This is a genomic window from Enterobacter sp. DC4 (assembly GCF_000568095.1).
In the GTDB taxonomy this organism is placed as follows: Bacteria; Pseudomonadota; Gammaproteobacteria; order Enterobacterales; family Enterobacteriaceae; genus Enterobacter; species Enterobacter pseudoroggenkampii.
Window position 1 is genome coordinate 319,834 of the sequence record NZ_AZUB01000001.1, and the last position, 16,609, is coordinate 336,442.

Annotated in this window: 18 protein-coding genes and 1 pseudogene; 12 read left to right on the top strand and 7 right to left on the bottom strand. The window is 55.9% G+C overall.

From position 1 onward, the window contains the following. Nucleotides 1–70: 70 nt before the first annotated feature. From artM to P349_RS22410, 5 genes are all read right to left on the bottom strand, one after another. On the bottom strand, nt 71–739 hold the full coding sequence (gene artM, locus P349_RS22430; RefSeq protein WP_032649287.1) for an arginine ABC transporter permease ArtM: 669 nt from the start codon (nt 737–739) through the stop codon (nt 71–73). Next, complete coding sequence (artQ, locus tag P349_RS22425; protein ID WP_025756069.1) at nt 739–1,455, bottom strand: arginine ABC transporter permease ArtQ; 717 nt, start codon at nt 1,453–1,455, stop codon at nt 739–741. Before artQ ends, artM begins: the two co-directional genes overlap by 1 nt. A 6-nt stretch (nt 1,456–1,461) precedes the next feature. Next, entirely contained in the window at nt 1,462–2,193 is a 732-nt protein-coding gene (gene artI / locus P349_RS22420) for an arginine ABC transporter substrate-binding protein ArtI (protein WP_032649283.1), read from the bottom strand. Nucleotides 2,194–2,212: 19 nt separating this feature from the next. Then, entirely contained in the window at nt 2,213–2,941 is a 729-nt protein-coding gene (gene artP / locus P349_RS22415; RefSeq protein WP_023310942.1) for an arginine ABC transporter ATP-binding protein ArtP, read from the bottom strand. Nucleotides 2,942–3,167: 226 nt separating this feature from the next. Next, nucleotides 3,168–3,686 (bottom strand): lipoprotein, encoded by a 519-nt coding sequence (locus P349_RS22410; RefSeq protein WP_023335076.1) that lies wholly within the window; start codon nt 3,684–3,686, stop codon nt 3,168–3,170. Nucleotides 3,687–3,783: 97 nt separating this feature from the next. On the opposite strand from P349_RS22410, the gene P349_RS22405 reads away from it, so the two are divergent. From P349_RS22405 to P349_RS22395, 3 genes are all read left to right on the top strand, one after another. Then, on the top strand, nt 3,784–4,107 hold the full coding sequence (locus P349_RS22405) for a heavy metal-binding domain-containing protein (RefSeq protein WP_023310944.1): 324 nt from the start codon (nt 3,784–3,786) through the stop codon (nt 4,105–4,107). After that, nucleotides 4,104–4,934, top strand: coding sequence for an N-acetylmuramoyl-L-alanine amidase (locus P349_RS22400; RefSeq protein WP_032649281.1), 831 nt, complete (start codon nt 4,104–4,106; stop codon nt 4,932–4,934). The genes P349_RS22405 and P349_RS22400 overlap by 4 nt, the downstream gene beginning before the upstream one ends. Nucleotides 4,935–5,202: 268 nt before the next feature. Further along, on the top strand, nt 5,203–5,826 hold the full coding sequence (locus tag P349_RS22395) for a helix-turn-helix domain-containing protein (protein WP_032649279.1): 624 nt from the start codon (nt 5,203–5,205) through the stop codon (nt 5,824–5,826). On the opposite strand, the gene P349_RS22390 is transcribed toward P349_RS22395, so the two are convergent. Together P349_RS22390 and P349_RS22385 are read right to left on the bottom strand one after the other, a co-directional pair. Further along, entirely contained in the window at nt 5,827–6,456 is a 630-nt protein-coding gene (locus P349_RS22390) for a hypothetical protein (RefSeq protein WP_032649277.1), read from the bottom strand. After that, nucleotides 6,456–8,006 carry an ExeA family protein gene (locus tag P349_RS22385; protein WP_032649275.1) on the bottom strand — a complete coding sequence of 517 codons (1,551 nt, stop codon included), beginning with the start codon at nt 8,004–8,006 and terminating at the stop codon, nt 6,456–6,458. The genes P349_RS22390 and P349_RS22385 overlap by 1 nt, the downstream gene beginning before the upstream one ends. A gap of 300 nt (nt 8,007–8,306) precedes the next feature. On the opposite strand from P349_RS22385, the gene gspC reads away from it, so the two are divergent. From gspC to gspK, 9 genes and pseudogenes are all read left to right on the top strand, one after another. Further along, a complete protein-coding gene (gene gspC / locus P349_RS22380) occupies nt 8,307–9,038 on the top strand; it encodes a type II secretion system protein GspC (RefSeq protein WP_032649272.1) in 732 nt (243 codons plus the stop codon). Between the two features lie 13 nt (nt 9,039–9,051). Next, nucleotides 9,052–10,977 (top strand): type II secretion system secretin GspD, encoded by a 1,926-nt coding sequence (gene gspD / locus P349_RS22375; RefSeq protein ID WP_024907839.1) that lies wholly within the window; start codon nt 9,052–9,054, stop codon nt 10,975–10,977. 15 nt (nt 10,978–10,992) lie between these two features. After that, nucleotides 10,993–12,471: a type II secretion system ATPase GspE gene (gspE, locus tag P349_RS22370; protein ID WP_032649271.1), complete on the top strand. Its 1,479-nt coding sequence runs from the start codon at nt 10,993–10,995 to the stop codon at nt 12,469–12,471. Then, entirely contained in the window at nt 12,471–13,679 is a 1,209-nt protein-coding gene (gene gspF, locus P349_RS22365) for a type II secretion system inner membrane protein GspF (protein ID WP_032649269.1), read from the top strand. Before gspE ends, gspF begins: the two co-directional genes overlap by 1 nt. A gap of 3 nt (nt 13,680–13,682) precedes the next feature. Then, a pseudogene (gene gspG / locus P349_RS0124000) lies at nt 13,683–14,131 on the top strand (type II secretion system major pseudopilin GspG). Beyond that, nucleotides 14,131–14,616, top strand: coding sequence for a type II secretion system minor pseudopilin GspH (gspH, locus tag P349_RS0124005; RefSeq protein ID WP_032649265.1), 486 nt, complete (start codon nt 14,131–14,133; stop codon nt 14,614–14,616). Before gspG ends, gspH begins: the two are co-directional and overlap by 1 nt. Then, a complete protein-coding gene (gene gspI, locus P349_RS22360; RefSeq protein ID WP_032649263.1) occupies nt 14,609–14,989 on the top strand; it encodes a type II secretion system minor pseudopilin GspI in 381 nt (126 codons plus the stop codon). The genes gspH and gspI overlap by 8 nt, the downstream gene beginning before the upstream one ends. After that, nucleotides 14,986–15,597, top strand: a complete 612-nt coding sequence (gspJ, locus tag P349_RS22355; RefSeq protein ID WP_032649260.1) for a type II secretion system minor pseudopilin GspJ — start codon at nt 14,986–14,988, stop codon at nt 15,595–15,597. Before gspI ends, gspJ begins: the two co-directional genes overlap by 4 nt. Beyond that, nucleotides 15,594–16,604: a type II secretion system minor pseudopilin GspK gene (gene gspK / locus P349_RS22350; protein WP_032649258.1), complete on the top strand. Its 1,011-nt coding sequence runs from the start codon at nt 15,594–15,596 to the stop codon at nt 16,602–16,604. The genes gspJ and gspK overlap by 4 nt, the downstream gene beginning before the upstream one ends. The last annotated feature ends 5 nt before the right edge of the window (nt 16,605–16,609 follow it).

A 16,609-nucleotide genomic window follows, 5' to 3' on the forward strand; every position in this document is an offset into this window, starting at 1 on the left:
TATCGCAAAAAAAAGCGGATAACCCATCAGGTTACCCGCTTTATGAATACCGTTTTATGCATTCGCGTGGTTAATTTCTGCGCTCAAACGCTAACGCTTTACGCTCGATCAGGCGCATCATCAGCGTCAGCAGACCGTTCACCACCAGGTACACCACGCCCGCCGCGCCGAACACCATTACGTCATAGGTGCGTCCATACAGCAGCTGTCCGTGACCCATCACTTCCATCAGGGTGATGGTGTAGGCCAGCGAGGTACTTTTGAACACCAGCACCACTTCGTTGGAATAGGAGGAGAGGGCGCGCTTAAAGGCGTACGGCAGCAGGATTGCCAGCGTGTCTTTCTTGCTCATGCCCAGCGCCCCGCAGGACTGCCACTGGCCTTCCGGAATGGCGCGGATCGCCCCGTAGAACAGCTGGGTGGTATAGGCCGCGCTGTTCAGCGAAAGGGCAATCAGGGCACACAGCCACGGCTCAGAGAGCAGATGCCAGATAACCGGATAGTCCTGCAGCGACGGGAACTGGCCCGGGCCGTAGTAAATCAGGAAGATCTGCACCAGTAGCGGCGTACCGGTGAACAGGGTGATGTAACCGCGCACAATCCACACCAGCACCGGCGTTTTCAGCGTCAGGATGATGGTGAAGATAAGGGCCAGGACCAGCGCCACGATAATGGACGCCACGGTCAGCGTCAGGCTGGTGTGCAGCCCTTTCATCAACTCGGGGAAGTATTCAAGCATCAGCCTGGTCTCCGTTCAAAGCGCGTCGCACGCAGGTCAATACGCTTGAGGATGTACTGACTCAGCAACGTGATCACCAGGTAGATCGCTGCCGCCACAATGTACCAGGTAAACGGCTCCTGGGTACGGGTGGCGATGCTTTTGGTTTGCAGCATCAAATCGTTAACGCTTATCAGGCTTACCAGCGCGGTATCTTTCAGCAGCACCAGCCACTGGTTGCCGAGCCCCGGCAGGGCATGACGCCACATTTGCGGCATCACCAGACGGAAAAAGATGGCGGATTTCGACAACCCTAACGCCTGACCCGACTCCCATTGTCCCTGCGGCACGGCTTTCAGCGCACCGCGCAGGGTTTGCGACGCGTACGCGGAATAGAGCAGTGAAAGGGCAATCACGCCGCACAGGAACGGGCTGACGTCGAAGTTTTCGATCTGCATCTGCACCGGGATCTGCGCAAAGCCGAGATTAAGGGTGAAGCCGTCCGACAACGTGAGCAGCAGCTGTGAGGAACCGAAATAGATAAACAGGACCACCAGAATTTCCGGTAGCCCACGCAGCACGGTGACCAGCGCGGAGCCTGTCCAGGCGACGGGGAACCATTTCGCGGATTCCCACACCGCAAAGAACATCGCCAGCACGAGGCCGATAATCAGTGCGCAAACGGCAAGGCCGACGGTCATCCCGGCGGCGCTTGCTAAAGGAAAAATTTCATTCATCAGGAATTACTTCTGGAACCATTTTTTGTAGATGGTTTCGTAGGTGCCGTCTTTCTTCACTTTTTCCAGCGCAGCGTTGAATTTCTGCTGCAGCTCAGTGTTGCCCTGACGAACGGCAATCCCCAGACCGGTACCGAAGTAATCCTTATCGGTCACTTTGTCGCCCACTGGCGCCAGCTTGTCGTTGGCTTTCAGCCACTCGGTCACGACCGCGGTATCACCGAAAACGCCGTCGATACGGCCATTTTGCAGATCCAGCTTCGCGTTCTGGTAGCTGTCATACGGAACGGTGGTGATTTCCGGATGCTTATCCGTAATGAATTTCTGGTGCGTGGTGCCGTTCTGCACGCCGACTTTTTTGCCTTTCAGCTGATCGACAGAGGTGAATTTACCTTTCTGACCAATGAACAGGGCGGAGTTGTCGTAGTAAGGGGTGGTGAACAGCACCTGCTTTTCACGCTCCGGGGTGATATCCATACCGGCCATCACGGCGTCGATACGGCGGAACTTCAGGCTTGGGATCAGGCTGTCAAACGCCTGGTTGCTGAAGGTACAGGTCGCATCGATCTCTTTACACAGGGCGTTAGCCAGGTCCACGTCGAAGCCCACAATTTTGTTGTCCGCGTCGATGGACTCAAACGGAGGGTAAGAGGCTTCCGTGGCAAAACGAATGGTCTGGGCTGCGGTAGCGGAAAGGGTAACGCCAGCAAGCAGCACGGCAAGTAATACTTTTTTCATTATATTTCCCCTGACACAATCAATGAGATAAATAGTTTTTGAAGGCATCGGTTTGCGGGTTCGCGAAGCAGCTCGCATCACCTTGCTCAACGATATAGCCGTTTTCCATGTAGACCACACGGCTGGCGGTTTTACGCGCCACTTCCACTTCGTGGGTGACGATGACCTGCGTAATGTTGGTTTCCGCCAGCTCGCGAATAATGCTCACGATCTGGGCGGTGATTTCCGGATCCAGCGCCGCGGTGGGTTCATCAAACAGCAGCACCGCAGGCTCCATCATCAGCGCACGGGCAATGGCCACACGCTGCTGCTGACCACCAGAAAGATGCAGCGGATAGCGGTCGCTATAGGGCTTAAGACGCAGGCGGTCCAGCAGCTTTTCGGCACGCGCAATGGCCTGATCCTTGCTTAACCCCAGCACGCGGCACGGGGCTTCAATCAGGTTTTGCAGGACGGTCAGGTGCGGCCATAGATTGTATTGCTGGAAGACCATGCCGACGTTTTGACGCAGCTCACGAATCGCTTTATCAGACGGCGTCTTCGCGAAATCAAAATGGTTACCGGCAATCGCCAGCGTACCTGAACGGGGCATTTCAAGCAGATTAAGGACACGCAGAAGGGAGCTTTTGCCTGCACCGCTTGGGCCAAGCAAAACCAGCGTTTCGCCTTCCGGGCAGTTCAGCGTGATGTCAAACAGCGCCTGGTGTGCGCCGTAGAAGCAGTTAATGCCGTTTAGTTTAATACTCATCGGGGCAGTCTTTACTCATCCAGGCAATCTATAGCAATTGAGGCCGCAGATAGTACCGTTGACAGAATAGTTATGCAATATTTCTGCGTTAAAAGTTAAATATAACCCGTATTTCCTCTTAAACATAGCACAAAATAGCGAACGGCAAGGTCGGCGAGTATAAATGTCGGCATTCCGCAAGAAATGCCGCACATTTTACGGGGGTTACCAGGGGATATCGGCGGATTTAGCGATTCTCAATCGACTGGCGAAGCGTGCCTGCCGGGGCATGAACGCTGCCGCCCACGTAGCGTACGTCGTCCACTGCCCAGCATTGACCTTCACGGATCATCAGCACTTCATCCTGCCAGGTTTGGGTTCCCTGCGTCAGCTTCACGCGCAGCGGAATATTACGGGCGTCCGTATTCGGGATGGTTGACGCGCTCGCCACTTCGGCGCTGTCCGGTAGCGTGGTGCGGCTGGAGAACGGATCGGATTTCAGCAGGGCGTTATGCTGTGGATCGCGGGTGGCATCGTTAAGCAGTTTTGCCAGGCCATCGCTCAGATACGGGCGCAGGCCGGTGAGGTCATTGCTGCGGTGCTGAATGCGATAATCATAGAACTGCTGCGCCACGGTGTCCGGGCCGCCCTCTATGCAGGGGCCGCTGCGGGTACCGATATCCTTAAAGGCTGGCGTGACCGTGGTGGTACAGGCGCTGAGCACCAGCGCGCAGGGCACTAAAAGTGTTAAAGCAGAATAGCGCATGTTGATTTCCTTATTTATTAACTATCCTTTCAATCATAGCGTAACGAACCGATAATGCTGTGCCTAAGGCATTGAACGCTAAAGAAGGAGAGAAACCATGCAGTTTTCAACAACGCCAACCCTGGAAGGGCAGACAATTACCGAGTACTGCGGCGTGGTCACCGGCGAAGCGATTCTCGGCGCCAATATCTTCCGTGACTTTTTTGCCGGTATCCGCGATATCGTGGGTGGCCGCTCGGGTGCATACGAAAAAGAGCTGCGCAAAGCGCGCGAAATCGCCTTTAAAGAGCTTGGCGAGCAGGCGGAAGCCCTCGGCGCGGATGCGGTCGTCGGGATTGATATCGACTACGAAACGGTCGGGAAAGATGCCAGCATGCTGATGGTGAGCGTGAGCGGTACGGCGGTGAAAACCCTCCGATGAGGCGTTCGTTTGCCACAATCCTGCTGGCGCTGCTGCTGGCAGGGTGTGCCGCGGAAAAGGGAATCATCGATAAAGGTGCCTACGAGCTGGATACGCGTCATCAGGCTCAGGCGGCTTACCCGCGCATCAAGGTGCTGGTTATCCACTACACCGCGGATGATTTTGACAGCTCGCTGGCCACGCTGACGGATAAGAACGTCAGCTCTCACTATTTGATCCCGGCTAAACCCCCGGCACCGGACGGTAAGCCGCGCATCTGGCAACTGGTGCCCGAGAGCGAACTGGCCTGGCATGCGGGCATTAGCTTCTGGCGCGGCACAAACCGCATCAATGATACGTCTGTCGGCATTGAGCTGGAGAACCGCGGCTGGCAAAAAACGTCGGGCGTTAAGCGCTTTACCCCGTTTGAGCCTGCGCAAATTGCGGCGCTGGTGCCACTCGCCAAAGATATTATTACCCGCTACAACATCAAACCTGAAAACGTGGTGGCCCATTCGGACATCGCGCCGCAGCGCAAAGACGATCCTGGCCCGCTGTTCCCGTGGCGACAGCTTGCTCAGCAGGGCATTGGCGCATGGCCCGATCCGGCGCGCGTCGCGTTCTATATTAACGGGCGTCCGCGCTATCAGCAGGTGGAGACCGGGGCATTACTCGATCTCCTCGCGCGGTATGGCTATGAGGTGCCGGTTGACAGCACCCCTGCGCAGCAAAAGCGCATCATCACGGCGTTCCAGATGCATTTCCGGCCTGACCTGTGGAACGGTATTGCGGACGTCGAAACGATGGCCATTGCCGAAGCGCTTCTGGAGCAGTACGGGCAGGGGTAATCCTTCGGACTACCCCGAATGCCTTAACGCATTCTGATTTTCTTCAGATTAATCTTAAGTACAAACTCAATTCATTTTTAGTTAATTGACTTAAAATTATCCGGATTTAAGATAGACACATAGCTTGCTAATTAATGTAGCAAATAAATATATCGCATTTATTCTTTATTTCTCTCATTGAGAATTTCACAGGAACATATTCAGGGCTTAAGGCTTTTTTGCCCTATGCCTGCATTTTTAAATTTCACATCTTAAATCGGGTATAACAATGTTAAGCATCTATGCAAAAAAATTACGTCCGCAATATGAAATGGAAGCCATTATTTCTGCTACATCAGGTTTTGAAGAGAAGATCTTAAAGAAATGGCAGAAACTCTCCACGTCCGATTCACAATATATTCATATTATCGTCAGCGGTGAAGTTGAATTCCGACGCGAATCCGACGAACTGTGTATGTTCACGGTAACGGGCCAGTGCATTTTTGGCCTCTCGTCGATGTACTATAACGCAACCCATATGTACGGCCTCATTCGCGCTAACACTGTGGTGCGCTCAATCAAAAAAGAGGTCTTCGCGCAGCTGATGACCGATAACAATTTATGGCCTGAACTCACCAAAGTGCTGGCCTGGTACATCTGCATGCTGAGCAAACGTGACGATGTGCTGGTTGCCCGCAGCGCTTATTCTGTAGTGCGCGAGTTTTTATACGAGATTAATGAGCTGATTGTTCATCATCAGCGTGATATTAATATTTATGATTACATTCAGGAGTATACCAATCTGGCGCGCAGTACCATTATTAAAATCCTCTCTGATCTCAAAAAAGGTCAATATATTGTGGTGGAAAAAGGTCGACTCCTTAATCTGACCACATTGCCTGAAAAATACTAACTATTCCAGCCGATCTCCTTTTTCACTCAAAGGAGATCGGGATCCCACGTTATGTTGCACTCTCGTCTGCGAATTATCCTGCGTTTCATCCACCGGTGGCGCGGGAATTTTGCCTTGAGAATAATCTTGCTCCTGTTCTTTTAACGCCTGCTTAAACAACTCGGTTAAAGAAGCATCCTCACTGCCTGTACTGGCGGGCGCGACATCATGCGCTTCGGTGCCGGGTAACGTATCCCGCGACGTATCGTGCGGTTCCGCACCGTCGGGCGCTTGCTGCCAGTCGGCATCGTCGCTGTTAATCGGCAGATCCTGCATGGCAGGGATGTCTGCTTGCACCGGTGCGGGTTTCGGATGCGGATGCGGGAACGGCTTGCTCACATACACGTAGTGCATATCAGAAAGCTGCGTTTCAGGTTTCGCGACGCTCGCTTTTGTTACCGGTTCCGGCGCAGGATGACGCAGATTCCAGTAAGTATGCGCGTACACGCCCGCCGTCAACATGGCGCACAGACCCAACATCCATAAAAAGGCGTTGCCGACGATTTTTCTCAGGCTGGGGAGGCGATACGAAAACCAGACCGCCTCCCCGGTAGCGTAGCTGCGCTGGGCCGCAAGACAGAGGGTAGACATCAGGCTTTCTTCTCCTGCATTTTCGGGGTGGTCTGGATCAGCACGCTCGGCGTGGAATGGGTTTCACGCATTAACTGCATCAATGTATCTTCCCCTGGAATGCCATCCACATGCAGATGCATTTTTTGCTGGAACTCGCGGGTGCGTTTCATCATCTCCGTTGTCCAGGTCCGGGAATGAGTTTCCGGCTGGTTAAGGGCTACGCTCAGCTGCTGGTCAAGCCAACCCATGTCCTTCGCATCGCTGGCGGCGCTGATGACGTCTTTACCTTCCGGCGTCAGGCGGTGCAATTGGGTAAAGTTGCCGGTGGCATGCTGGTTAAACCAGCTGCGGCTTACCTGCCAGGTACGGTTGTTCATCAGCAGATCGAGTGAGTTATCCCCGACGCGGGCGACCACGGCATAATTGAGGTGGTTGCCGGTTTTCAGTTCACTTACCCACGGATACCCTTCCTGAGCCAGCGCGTCCGGTGAGGCGTTACCCTGCCTGCACATCAGGTTCACCTTCGCGGCGTTTTGACACAGGGCATCGTCCGCTGAGGCGTCATATCCCCACATCAGATAGAGCTGATGCATGGCATCCGGCTGATTGACCATTTCATTGTCGATAACCGGCACCACCGGGGCCTGAACATGTGGCGTCTGCTGTTTCCAGCTAGCAGGCACCGGGAGCTGAACCGGAAGTTTTGCACCGATCGAGGAGGTCAAATACCAGCCGCAGGCGGCAAACAGCACGGATGCGAATAAACCGACGGTAGCCAGGCGCTTACCGTGTTTTTTCGCAGGCAGCGTCTCGCCGGAGGCCAGACGTAAATGACGCGCGCTGACCTGATCCGCACGCTCGGTCCAGGCGGCGAGCATCGACAGGTGGGCCAGCTCGTTCAGCTTGCTGATATTCCCCCTGGTCAGCATATGCATCTTGCGCACGCGCGCCGGGGTTAACGGTGAGCTCTCGCACCCGTGCTCTTCACACTGCGCCTCAACGTAGCGGAGAGATTCCCGACAGGTAAGAGGACGCAGGCTGTGACGGGTATGCGCATATTCACGCAGCTCGGGCTGCTGCATCAGGACGGCTTCCTGACCCGCTGCGCCCATCAGCACGATGGAGAGGCAAAACCCCAGCTCCTGGGCGCGCGTCAGCAGCATAGCCAGCACCTCCTGACAGGTGTCCTTCATGGCTTCGGTGTGGCTAATCACCAGCACTTTCGTCCTGGTTTTTCCCCCTTGCCACTGGTGCAGGATGGTATCCACCGCCTGAAGCCGGTTTTTGCTCTCTTTCGTTCCCGGGTTGAGTTTATACAGCAGGCTACTGGCACTCAGTTTTGGAAACGCGTTGATGGCAAAAACGCCAGGATTAGCGGATTTCAGGGCGTCGCTGAACTGGCCCAGCAGCGGGGCATCGTCAGCAAAGAGCCCAATAATCCCCGCCTGTTGGGTTTTCTCTTTCAGCAGGTTGAACACGTCCTGATGATAAGGCACCAGAAAATCCCCGGATAACCCGGTTATTTTCCGAAAGGGCGGATTTTTAAAATTAAAGTGGCTTTGATACATAACGACTTACCGTCTCTGATTAGGAATAGCAACAGGACGAGAAAGTAAAGCAACGCTATAGGGTGGTCAATTTGCGCACAGGGTAAAAATATCCTGCCGGTGAGGCCTAACATCTGGATTTTATGCGGTCAATATTTTTCTGTATGAAAGTTAGCGGCAAAGTGAGTGGTCGTTTTTACAGCGGGAAATTACGCTTTACTCACATATTGGCGCAGCGCGACGCTGCTTATTTTCGCTTTGCTAAAGGCCAGATGAAAAATGAGGTTCTCATTTCTGTCACGGTGGGTAACGCCTTGCATTATGTTTGTGCTGTTAATTTTTTGCGGCCAGCAAGGGTATCTGACGTTTAAAGATTATAAAAAAGTTACGAATAAGTTGGCTAACGCTGATGCGCAGTCGCTGAAAACGCGTCGTGATAAAAAGACATTCACCCTTTTCACGGCGGCCGTGCGTCAGGACAACCTGCCAGCCGCCGTGAAAGTCCCGCTGGCAGCGGAGATCGAAGGTATTGTGCGCAGCGATGACGCCTGGCTTTCTTTCGCCGTGATCAAAACGCCGGGTGGTCAGAAGAGCTACCGTGAAGGCGAGCCGCTGACCGGTTTTAACGATGCCTATATTCAGGAAATTAACAAAGACAATGTGGTGGTTAATTACGAAGGTGCTACGCAGGTACTGGCATTAAATAAACCTGATTATTTTAAGGGCGGCGTTGACAGCGGCCCGGTAAGCAAATCGACGAAAGATGCAGGCGCGGAAAGTGTGCATCTGAATGATTATCTGGTGTTAAAGCCGTTAATCGAAAAAGGCCAGCTGGAAGGCTACAACATTAATCCAAGGAATGCCTCTTCCTTCTACAGCCATTCAGGGCTGGTAAAAGGTGATGTGGCGGTAAAAGTGAATTCTGTCGATATGACCGATGAAGCAAAGGCAAAAAGTATTATTGCCAACTGGTCGAAAATGAAAGAGGCGGAGGTCGTCGTCAGACGTCACGCTCACCTTGAAAATATTCGGGTTAATGTTCTAAACAATTAACAAGTGTACAGACATGAAGAAATTTCCCTGGGCGTGCGTGGCGCTGACCGCATTGTCGTTATATTCAAGTTCGCTGCTTGCAGCCAACTTTAGCGCGAGCTTTAAAAATACCGATATCCGCGAGTTTATCGATACGGTAGGCCGCAATCTGAATAAAACCATACTCGTCGATCCGTCCGTGCAGGGCTCGGTGTCGGTGCGAACCTACAACGTGCTGACGGAAGATGAGTATTACCAGTTCTTCCTGAGCGTGCTGGATCTGTACGGCCTGTCGGTGATCCCGATGGACAACGGCATGATTAAAGTAGTGCGTTCCAGCGTGGCCCGTACCGCCGGCGCGCCGCTGGCAGACAGCAAAAACCCGGGTAAAGGTGATGAGATCATCACCCGCGTCGTGCGCATGGAAAATGTGCCGGTACGTGAACTTGCCCCGCTGCTGCGCCAGCTCAACGATGCCACCGGCATCGGCAACGTGGTGCACTTTGAGCCGTCCAACGTGCTGCTGTTGACCGGTAAAGCCTCGGTGGTGAACCGCCTGGTGGATCTGGTTCAGCGCGTGGACAAAGACGGTATTCAGCGCCGCGAGATTGTGCCGCTGCGCTTTGCCTCCGCCAAAGAGCTCTCCGACATGTTGAACAACCTCAACAACGAAGAGCAGAAGGGGCAGAACGCGCCGCAGCTGGCCACAAAAGTGGTGGCGGATGACGAAACCAACAGCCTGGTGATCAGCGGCTCGGAAGATGCGCGCATGCGTACCCGCTCTCTGATCCATCAGCTGGACCGCGAGCAGAACAACGAGGGGAATACCCGCGTCTTCTACCTCAAATATGCCAGCGCCACGAAGGTGGTTCCGGTTCTGACCGGGATAGGTGAACAGCTGAAGGACAAGGCCAGTACGCCGAAGGCGAAAACCGCCACCGCGTCCAGCGATCTGAACATTACCGCCGACGAGGCCACCAACTCGCTGGTGATCACCGCCCAGCCTAACGTGATGAACTCCCTTGAGAAGGTGATAGACAAGCTCGACATCCGTCGTCCACAGGTGCTGGTGGAAGCGATCATTGCTGAAGTGCAGGACGGTAACGGCCTGGATCTCGGCGTGCAGTGGACCAGCAAGCACGGCGGCGTGCAGTTCGGCTCCACCGGCCTGCCAATCAGCCAGATTAAAAACGGCACCATGAAGGGGGCGAGCTTCACCGGCCTTGCGACCGGCTTCTTTAACGGCGATTTCGGCGCGCTGATGACCGCGCTCTCCACCGACGGCAAAAACGATATTCTCTCCACGCCAAGCGTGGTCACGCTGGATAACAAAGAGGCGTCGTTCAACGTCGGTCAGGACGTGCCGGTGCTCTCCGGCTCCCAGACCACCAGTGGCGACAACGTCTTTAACTCCGTTGAGCGCAAGACGGTCGGGACCAAGCTGAAAATTGTGCCGCAAATCAACGATGGCGACATGATCCACCTGAAGATTGAGCAGGAAGTCTCCAGCGTTGACAACAGCGCGACGGAGGACGCCAGCCTCGGCCCAACCTTCAACACCCGTACCATCAACAACGAAGTGATGGTGCACAGCGGCCAGACGGTGGTGCTCGGCGGCCTGATGGAGAACGTCACCAAACAGTCGGTCTCCAAAGTGCCGCTGCTGGGCGATATCCCGCTGGTCGGCCAGCTGTTCCGCTATACCTCGCAGGATACGTCGAAACGCAATCTGATGGTGTTTATCCATACCACCGTGCTGCGCGACGACGACAACTACAGCGCGGCGTCGAAAGAGAAATATGACCAGATCCGCGCCCGCCAGCAGCAGCGCGTGGAAGAGAAAAAACTCGGCATTATCGAACCAACGGATAACGCGGTACTGCCCGCGTTTCCCGTCGACGCCAGCGCCGCGCCGGTAAAAACCAGCGCCAGCACACCGCGCAATCCGTTTAAACACTAAGGCGGCGAGGGCACCGTGGACGAACTGACTAAAACCCTGTGTAGCAGCAGCTACGCAAAAGATAACGGCGTTCTGTTTTACAACAACGACGTCTATATCCGTGATAACACCCCGGCGTTAGCACTCCTGGAGGTGCGCCGGGTGCTGGGACGCGCGTTCGTCCCGGTGACCCTGACATCTGAAGCCTTTGACGAGCTGCTGGCCAAAATCTGGCAGCAGAGCAGCGGCGTTTCGCAGCAGTTGGTGGATGATATGGACGCGGATATCGACCTGATGGCGTTAACCGAGGAGATCCCGGATAACGAAGACCTGCTTGATAACGACGAGAACTCGCCGGTGATCCGCCTGATCAACGCCATTCTCGGCGAGGCGGTGAAGGACGGTGCGTCGGATATTCATATCGAAACCTTCGAGCGCACGCTGAGCATTCGCTTCCGCGTTGACGGCGTGCTGCGCCCGGTGCTGCAGCCGGCGCGTAAGCTGGCACCGCTGCTGGTGTCGCGCATCAAGGTTATGTCAAAACTCGACATCGCCGAGAAGCGCCTGCCGCAGGATGGCCGTATCTCTCTGCGCATCGGCCGCAAGGCCATCGACGTGCGCGTCTCGACCATTCCGTCCCAGTACGGCGAGCGCGTAGTCATGCGACTGCTCGATAAAAGCAACCTGAAGCCCGACATCAACAAGCTGGGCCTGATTGATGAAGAGCTGGAGAAGTTAAAAGGGCTGATTGACCGCCCGCACGGCATTATCCTGGTCACCGGGCCGACAGGTTCCGGTAAAAGTACCACCCTGTACGCTATTCTCTCGGCGTTGAACGGTCATGAGCGCAACATCCTGACCGTTGAAGACCCGATTGAATACGAGCTGGAAGGGGTGGGGCAGACGCAGGTTAACCCGCGCGTGGACATGACCTTTGCCCGCGGGCTGCGCGCCATTCTGCGTCAGGACCCGGACGTGGTGATGATCGGGGAAATTCGCGACGGCGAAACCGCGCAAATTGCGGTACAGGCCTCGCTTACCGGTCACCTGGTCATGTCTACGCTGCACACCAACAGCGCCGCCGGGGCGATTACCCGCCTGCGGGATATGGGGCTGGAGTCGTTTTTAATCGGTTCATCGTTGCTCGGTGTCATTGCCCAGCGTCTGGTGCGTCGGCTGTGTAGCCACTGCCGTACCACCAGTCCGCTGGATGACAATGAAAAGGCGCTGTTCAGCTTCATGGATACGCCGCCGAAAGCGATTTACCGCGCGGTGGGGTGTGAACACTGCCGCCAGAGCGGCTATCAGGGTCGTGCCGGTATTCATGAATTTCTGGTGGTGGACAGCACCATGCGCCGCGCCATCCATGAAGATAAGGACGAAATGTCCATCGAAACGCAGCTGTTTAAGCAGGCCTATAGCCTGCGCGAAAACGGGCTGCTGAAGGTGATTAGCGGCATCACCTCTCTGGAAGAGGTGATGCGCGTCACCGCCGAGCGCGGGGGGGATGAATAATGGCCTTCTACGCCTGGACGGCGACGGATGCGGCGGGCAAAACCCGGCGCGGTACGCTGCAGGCCGAGGGGCAAAAGCAGGTTCGCCAGTGGCTTCGCGAACAAAAGCTGATGCCCGTCAGCATCACCGAAACCCGCGAGGCGGCGGTGTCCGGGAAAGCAAAGACCGGGGCTAAGCTCTCCACGCCGGTGCTGTCGATGTTTACCCGCCAGCTCTCCACGCTGGTCAACGCCGCGTTGCCGCTGGAAAGCGCGCTGAAAGCCATCTCGAAGCAGACGGAAGACAAAAAGCTGGCGGCGATGGTGGTGGAGATCCGCGAAAAGGTGGTGGAAGGGCACACGCTGTTTGACGCCTTCAGCCAGTTCCCGCGCACCTTCGACAAGCTCTACTGCACCCTGGTGATGGCCGGTGAAAAGACCGGTCACCTGGGCGACGTGCTGGAGAAGCTGGCGGAGTACAACGAGCAGCGTCAGAAGATGAAAAGCAAGCTGACGCAGGCGATGGTCTACCCGATTACCCTGACGGTGGTAGCCATCGCTGTGATCAGCATTCTGCTGGTGGCGGTGGTCCCGCAGGTGATCGAGCAGTTCACCCACATGAAGCAGCAGCTGCCGATCACCACCCGCACGCTGATCGCGGTGAGCGATTTCCTGCAGGCGTACGGCATCTATATTGTCGGGATCCTGGCCGGTGGGTTTATCGGCTTTAAGACCTGGCTCAGAAATGCCAAAAACCGCTTTCGCTGGCACAGCTGGCTGGTGAACGGCTCGCCGATTAAAAAGCTGGTCTGCGCCATCAACAGCGCCCGCTATATCCGAACCCTGAGTATTCTGCAGGCCAGCAGCGTGCCGCTGCTTGAAGGGATGTATATCGCGATGGACGGTATCGAAAACCTCTACGCCCGGCAGGTGCTGGAGCAGGCCGCCGATACCGTGCGCCAGGGGGCATCTTTATATGCCGCGCTTGAACAGGCGAAATTATTCCCGCCGACCATGCTGTACATGATTGCCTCCGGCGAAGAGAGCGGGGAGCTCGGCAATTTAATGGACCGCGCGGCGGAAAACCAGGAGTCGGCATTACAGCATCGAATTACGTTAACGCTGTCGGTATTTGAACCGGCGCTGGTGGTCTCCATGGCGACGATTGTTTTATTTATCGTGCTGTCAATATTACAGCCGCTTCTGCAACTTAATAATATGGTAGGTTAAATCATGGCTATAAACCGTAAAAACCTGGCTCGCCAGGCGGGCTTCACCTTGCTCGAATTAATGGTGGTGATCGTTATTCTCGGCGTTTTAGCGAGTATGGTGGTACCAAACTTAATGGGCAATAAAGAAAAAGCGGATACGCAAAAAGCGACCAGCGATATTGTCGCGCTCGAAGGCTCGCTGGATATGTATAAGCTCGATAACCACCGCTACCCGACGACCGAGCAGGGCCTGCAGGCGCTGGTGACCAAGCCTGAAATCGCGCCCATCCCGAACGGCTACCGCGCTGACGGCTATATTCGCCGCCTGCCGCAGGACCCGTGGGGCAACGATTATCTGCTCGTCAGCCCGGGCGAGCACGGCGCCGTAGACGTCTTTCTGCCGGTCCAGACGGCGAAGCCAATACCGCCGATGATATTACGAACTGGTCTCTGGATAAGAAAGAGAAATAATGAAAAATCAACGCGGCTTTACGTTGCTGGAAATTATTCTGGCGCTGGTGATATTTGCCAGTTGCGCCATGATGGTGGTATCAACAATACCCTCACGCAGCGGTGCGGATATATTTGGCCAGCAATTAAAAGCCCTCGTTGATTATGGTTCAGACCGCGCGGTGATGGACGGAAATATCGTCGGGCTGGTAATCACCACCGATAAATATCAGCTGGTCACGCTAGACGATAAAAATGGCGTGCGTCACTGGGTGCCTTTATCTGCCGGACGAATTACCACCAAAGGCGATTTTCCGCAGGAGATGCATGTATCGCTGTCGCCCCAGCGCCTGGCGGCCACCGTCGAGGCCGATCCCCAGATCCTCTTTCTGCCGGACGGCGAGATTGGCCGCTTTACGCTGACGCTGCAAAGCTACAACAAACAGCACCATTTCCGCGTGGTGTCGCAGGGCGCGGCCCCGGTATCGGTAGAGAACGATGACTAAAGGCAAGGTTAAGCAGAACGGGATGACGCTGCTGGAGGTGATGGTCGCGCTGGTCATCTTCTCCACCGCCGCGCTGGCGCTGATGAACTCGGTCTCCCTGAACGTGCGTTTTACCCACGGGCTGGCCGACACGCTGCAGGCCAGTTGGGTGGCCGAGAACCAGCTGGCGGAAGCGCAGCTCGCAAAAACCGACTTCCCGGATGCTGAGGAGCAGGGAACGGAAATCATGGGCGGGCGCGGCTGGAACTGGCGCAAGCAGCGGGTCAAAACCGCCGACAAGGGCTGGGCTAACGCGATTCGCGTGTATGCCGAAGGCGACGACAGCCAGCCGGTTATTTCGCTGCAGATCGTTGGGCCAGGAGAGAGCCAGTGAAGAGAACCCGACGCCAGCGCGGTTTTACCCTGCTGGAGATCATGATTGCCCTGACCATCTTTGCGGTGATCAGCACCCTGGCCTGGCAAATTCTGGACGGGGCGATGCGCACCAGTTCGGCCACCGACGCCAGCGCGGCGAAGCTCAATCAGCTGCAGCGCGCATGGAACCTGATGGAACGTGATTTCTACCAGCTGCAGGCGCGCGCGCCGCGCAACGAGCCGGATCTGTTCCGTCAGGTGGACGATGCGCTTGAGCTGACCACGCTGAACGGCGTGAGCGGCACGGTCCAGCTGGAGCGCGTGCGCTGGCGGCTGGAACAAGGGCGTCTGTATCGCGACGTCTGGCCGGTGATTGACGGCCCGGCGGACGCGAAACCCGACGAGGTGCCGATTGTCAGCGACGTGAAATCGCTGGAGTGGCGCTTTTACCGTCAGGGCTGGCAGAAAAGCTGGAGCGATCCGTCGCATCTGCCGGACGGCGTGGAGCTGACGTTGACCATGGAAAATGGCGATACCTGGCGCTGGGTCTTTACGACGCCGGGCGATCTGCCTGAAGCGGCTGCACCTGAAAACGCCCCCGTACCGCCACCGGAAGCAAAATCATGAGTGCATTGCGTAAACAGAAAGGCGTAGCTCTGCTGGTGGTGCTGATCCTGCTGGTGATGATGTCGGCGCTGGCTGCCAAAATCAGCCAGCAGTTCTGCCGCAACCTGCAAAAAACGCATTACCAGGTAAGCCAGCAGCAGCTGCGCTGGGCGATGCAGGCCCAGGAAAAGGTGGCGAAGGACCGGCTGCAGGCCGACGCCAGCGGGGAAAGCAAAGCGCTCTCCCCCGACGGCGACTGGCATCAGCCGCTGGAAACCCGGGGCGAAGACTACACGGTGGTCGGCCAGGTGGAAGACGCGCAGGACTGCTTTAACGTCAACAACCTGCTGGCGGTCGAGAAAGTTGCGCAGGGGCAAAACGCCCCGGCGATGCCGGAAAAGCCCCGCAGAGAACAGATTGTTGAACAGCTTCTGACGCAGAGCGGCCTGAGCCAGACCAATGCGGAAGAGGTGTATCTGCAGCTGGTGGACTATCTCGATGGCGACACGACGACGGCCAAAGAGGGTGCAGAGACCGATGCCTGGGCTGGCGTGGTGCCCGCTCGCCAACCGGCGAACCAGATGATGCGCACCATTGCGGAGATCACGCTGCTGCCCGCGTTCCCGGCGGCCGCTTATCCGAAGGTGAGCAAGCTGCTGTGCGCGCTGCCGGACGCCGCCAGCAAGGTGGATGTGAATACCCTGAAACCGGAGCAGGCCGCCTTACTGGCCGCGGTGTTCCCGGGAAAACTCAATGAAGATGACGCCGTTCGCCTGATTGAATCGCGTCCTGAAACCGGCTGGGAAAGTATGGAAACCTTCAGCAAAGCGCTGGAGCAGGCCTTCCCCCAGTTAAAAGACGACCTTCCGCAGGTGGCCGACTATCTCTCCATTAACAGCCGGTATTTCCGCGTCAATTATACCGGCAATACCGATGAATTAACGCTTCGCGTGGTGAGCCAGCTTCAGGTGAATAACGAAGCCGGTGAGATCGTGACGTGGCAGCGCCGTTACCGAATGATTGAATAAGAAAA

Coding starts and splice junctions, on each gene's coding strand:
- gspI (WP_032649263.1), top strand. CDS start 14,609: ATGACTAAAGGCAAGGTTAAGCAGAACGGGATGACGCTGCTGGAGGTG.
- P349_RS22390 (WP_032649277.1), bottom strand. CDS start 6,456: ATGTCTACCCTCTGTCTTGCGGCCCAGCGCAGCTACGCTACCGGGGAG.
- artQ (WP_025756069.1), bottom strand. CDS start 1,455: ATGAATGAAATTTTTCCTTTAGCAAGCGCCGCCGGGATGACCGTCGGC.
- P349_RS22385 (WP_032649275.1), bottom strand. CDS start 8,006: ATGTATCAAAGCCACTTTAATTTTAAAAATCCGCCCTTTCGGAAAATA.
- gspH (WP_032649265.1), top strand. CDS start 14,131: ATGAAAAATCAACGCGGCTTTACGTTGCTGGAAATTATTCTGGCGCTG.
- P349_RS22405 (WP_023310944.1), top strand. CDS start 3,784: ATGCAGTTTTCAACAACGCCAACCCTGGAAGGGCAGACAATTACCGAG.
- artP (WP_023310942.1), bottom strand. CDS start 2,941: ATGAGTATTAAACTAAACGGCATTAACTGCTTCTACGGCGCACACCAG.
- P349_RS22400 (WP_032649281.1), top strand. CDS start 4,104: ATGAGGCGTTCGTTTGCCACAATCCTGCTGGCGCTGCTGCTGGCAGGG.
- gspC (WP_032649272.1), top strand. CDS start 8,307: ATGTTTGTGCTGTTAATTTTTTGCGGCCAGCAAGGGTATCTGACGTTT.
- P349_RS22410 (WP_023335076.1), bottom strand. CDS start 3,686: ATGCGCTATTCTGCTTTAACACTTTTAGTGCCCTGCGCGCTGGTGCTC.
- artM (WP_032649287.1), bottom strand. CDS start 739: ATGCTTGAATACTTCCCCGAGTTGATGAAAGGGCTGCACACCAGCCTG.
- gspF (WP_032649269.1), top strand. CDS start 12,471: ATGGCCTTCTACGCCTGGACGGCGACGGATGCGGCGGGCAAAACCCGG.
- artI (WP_032649283.1), bottom strand. CDS start 2,193: ATGAAAAAAGTATTACTTGCCGTGCTGCTTGCTGGCGTTACCCTTTCC.
- gspD (WP_024907839.1), top strand. CDS start 9,052: ATGAAGAAATTTCCCTGGGCGTGCGTGGCGCTGACCGCATTGTCGTTA.
- gspK (WP_032649258.1), top strand. CDS start 15,594: ATGAGTGCATTGCGTAAACAGAAAGGCGTAGCTCTGCTGGTGGTGCTG.
- P349_RS22395 (WP_032649279.1), top strand. CDS start 5,203: ATGTTAAGCATCTATGCAAAAAAATTACGTCCGCAATATGAAATGGAA.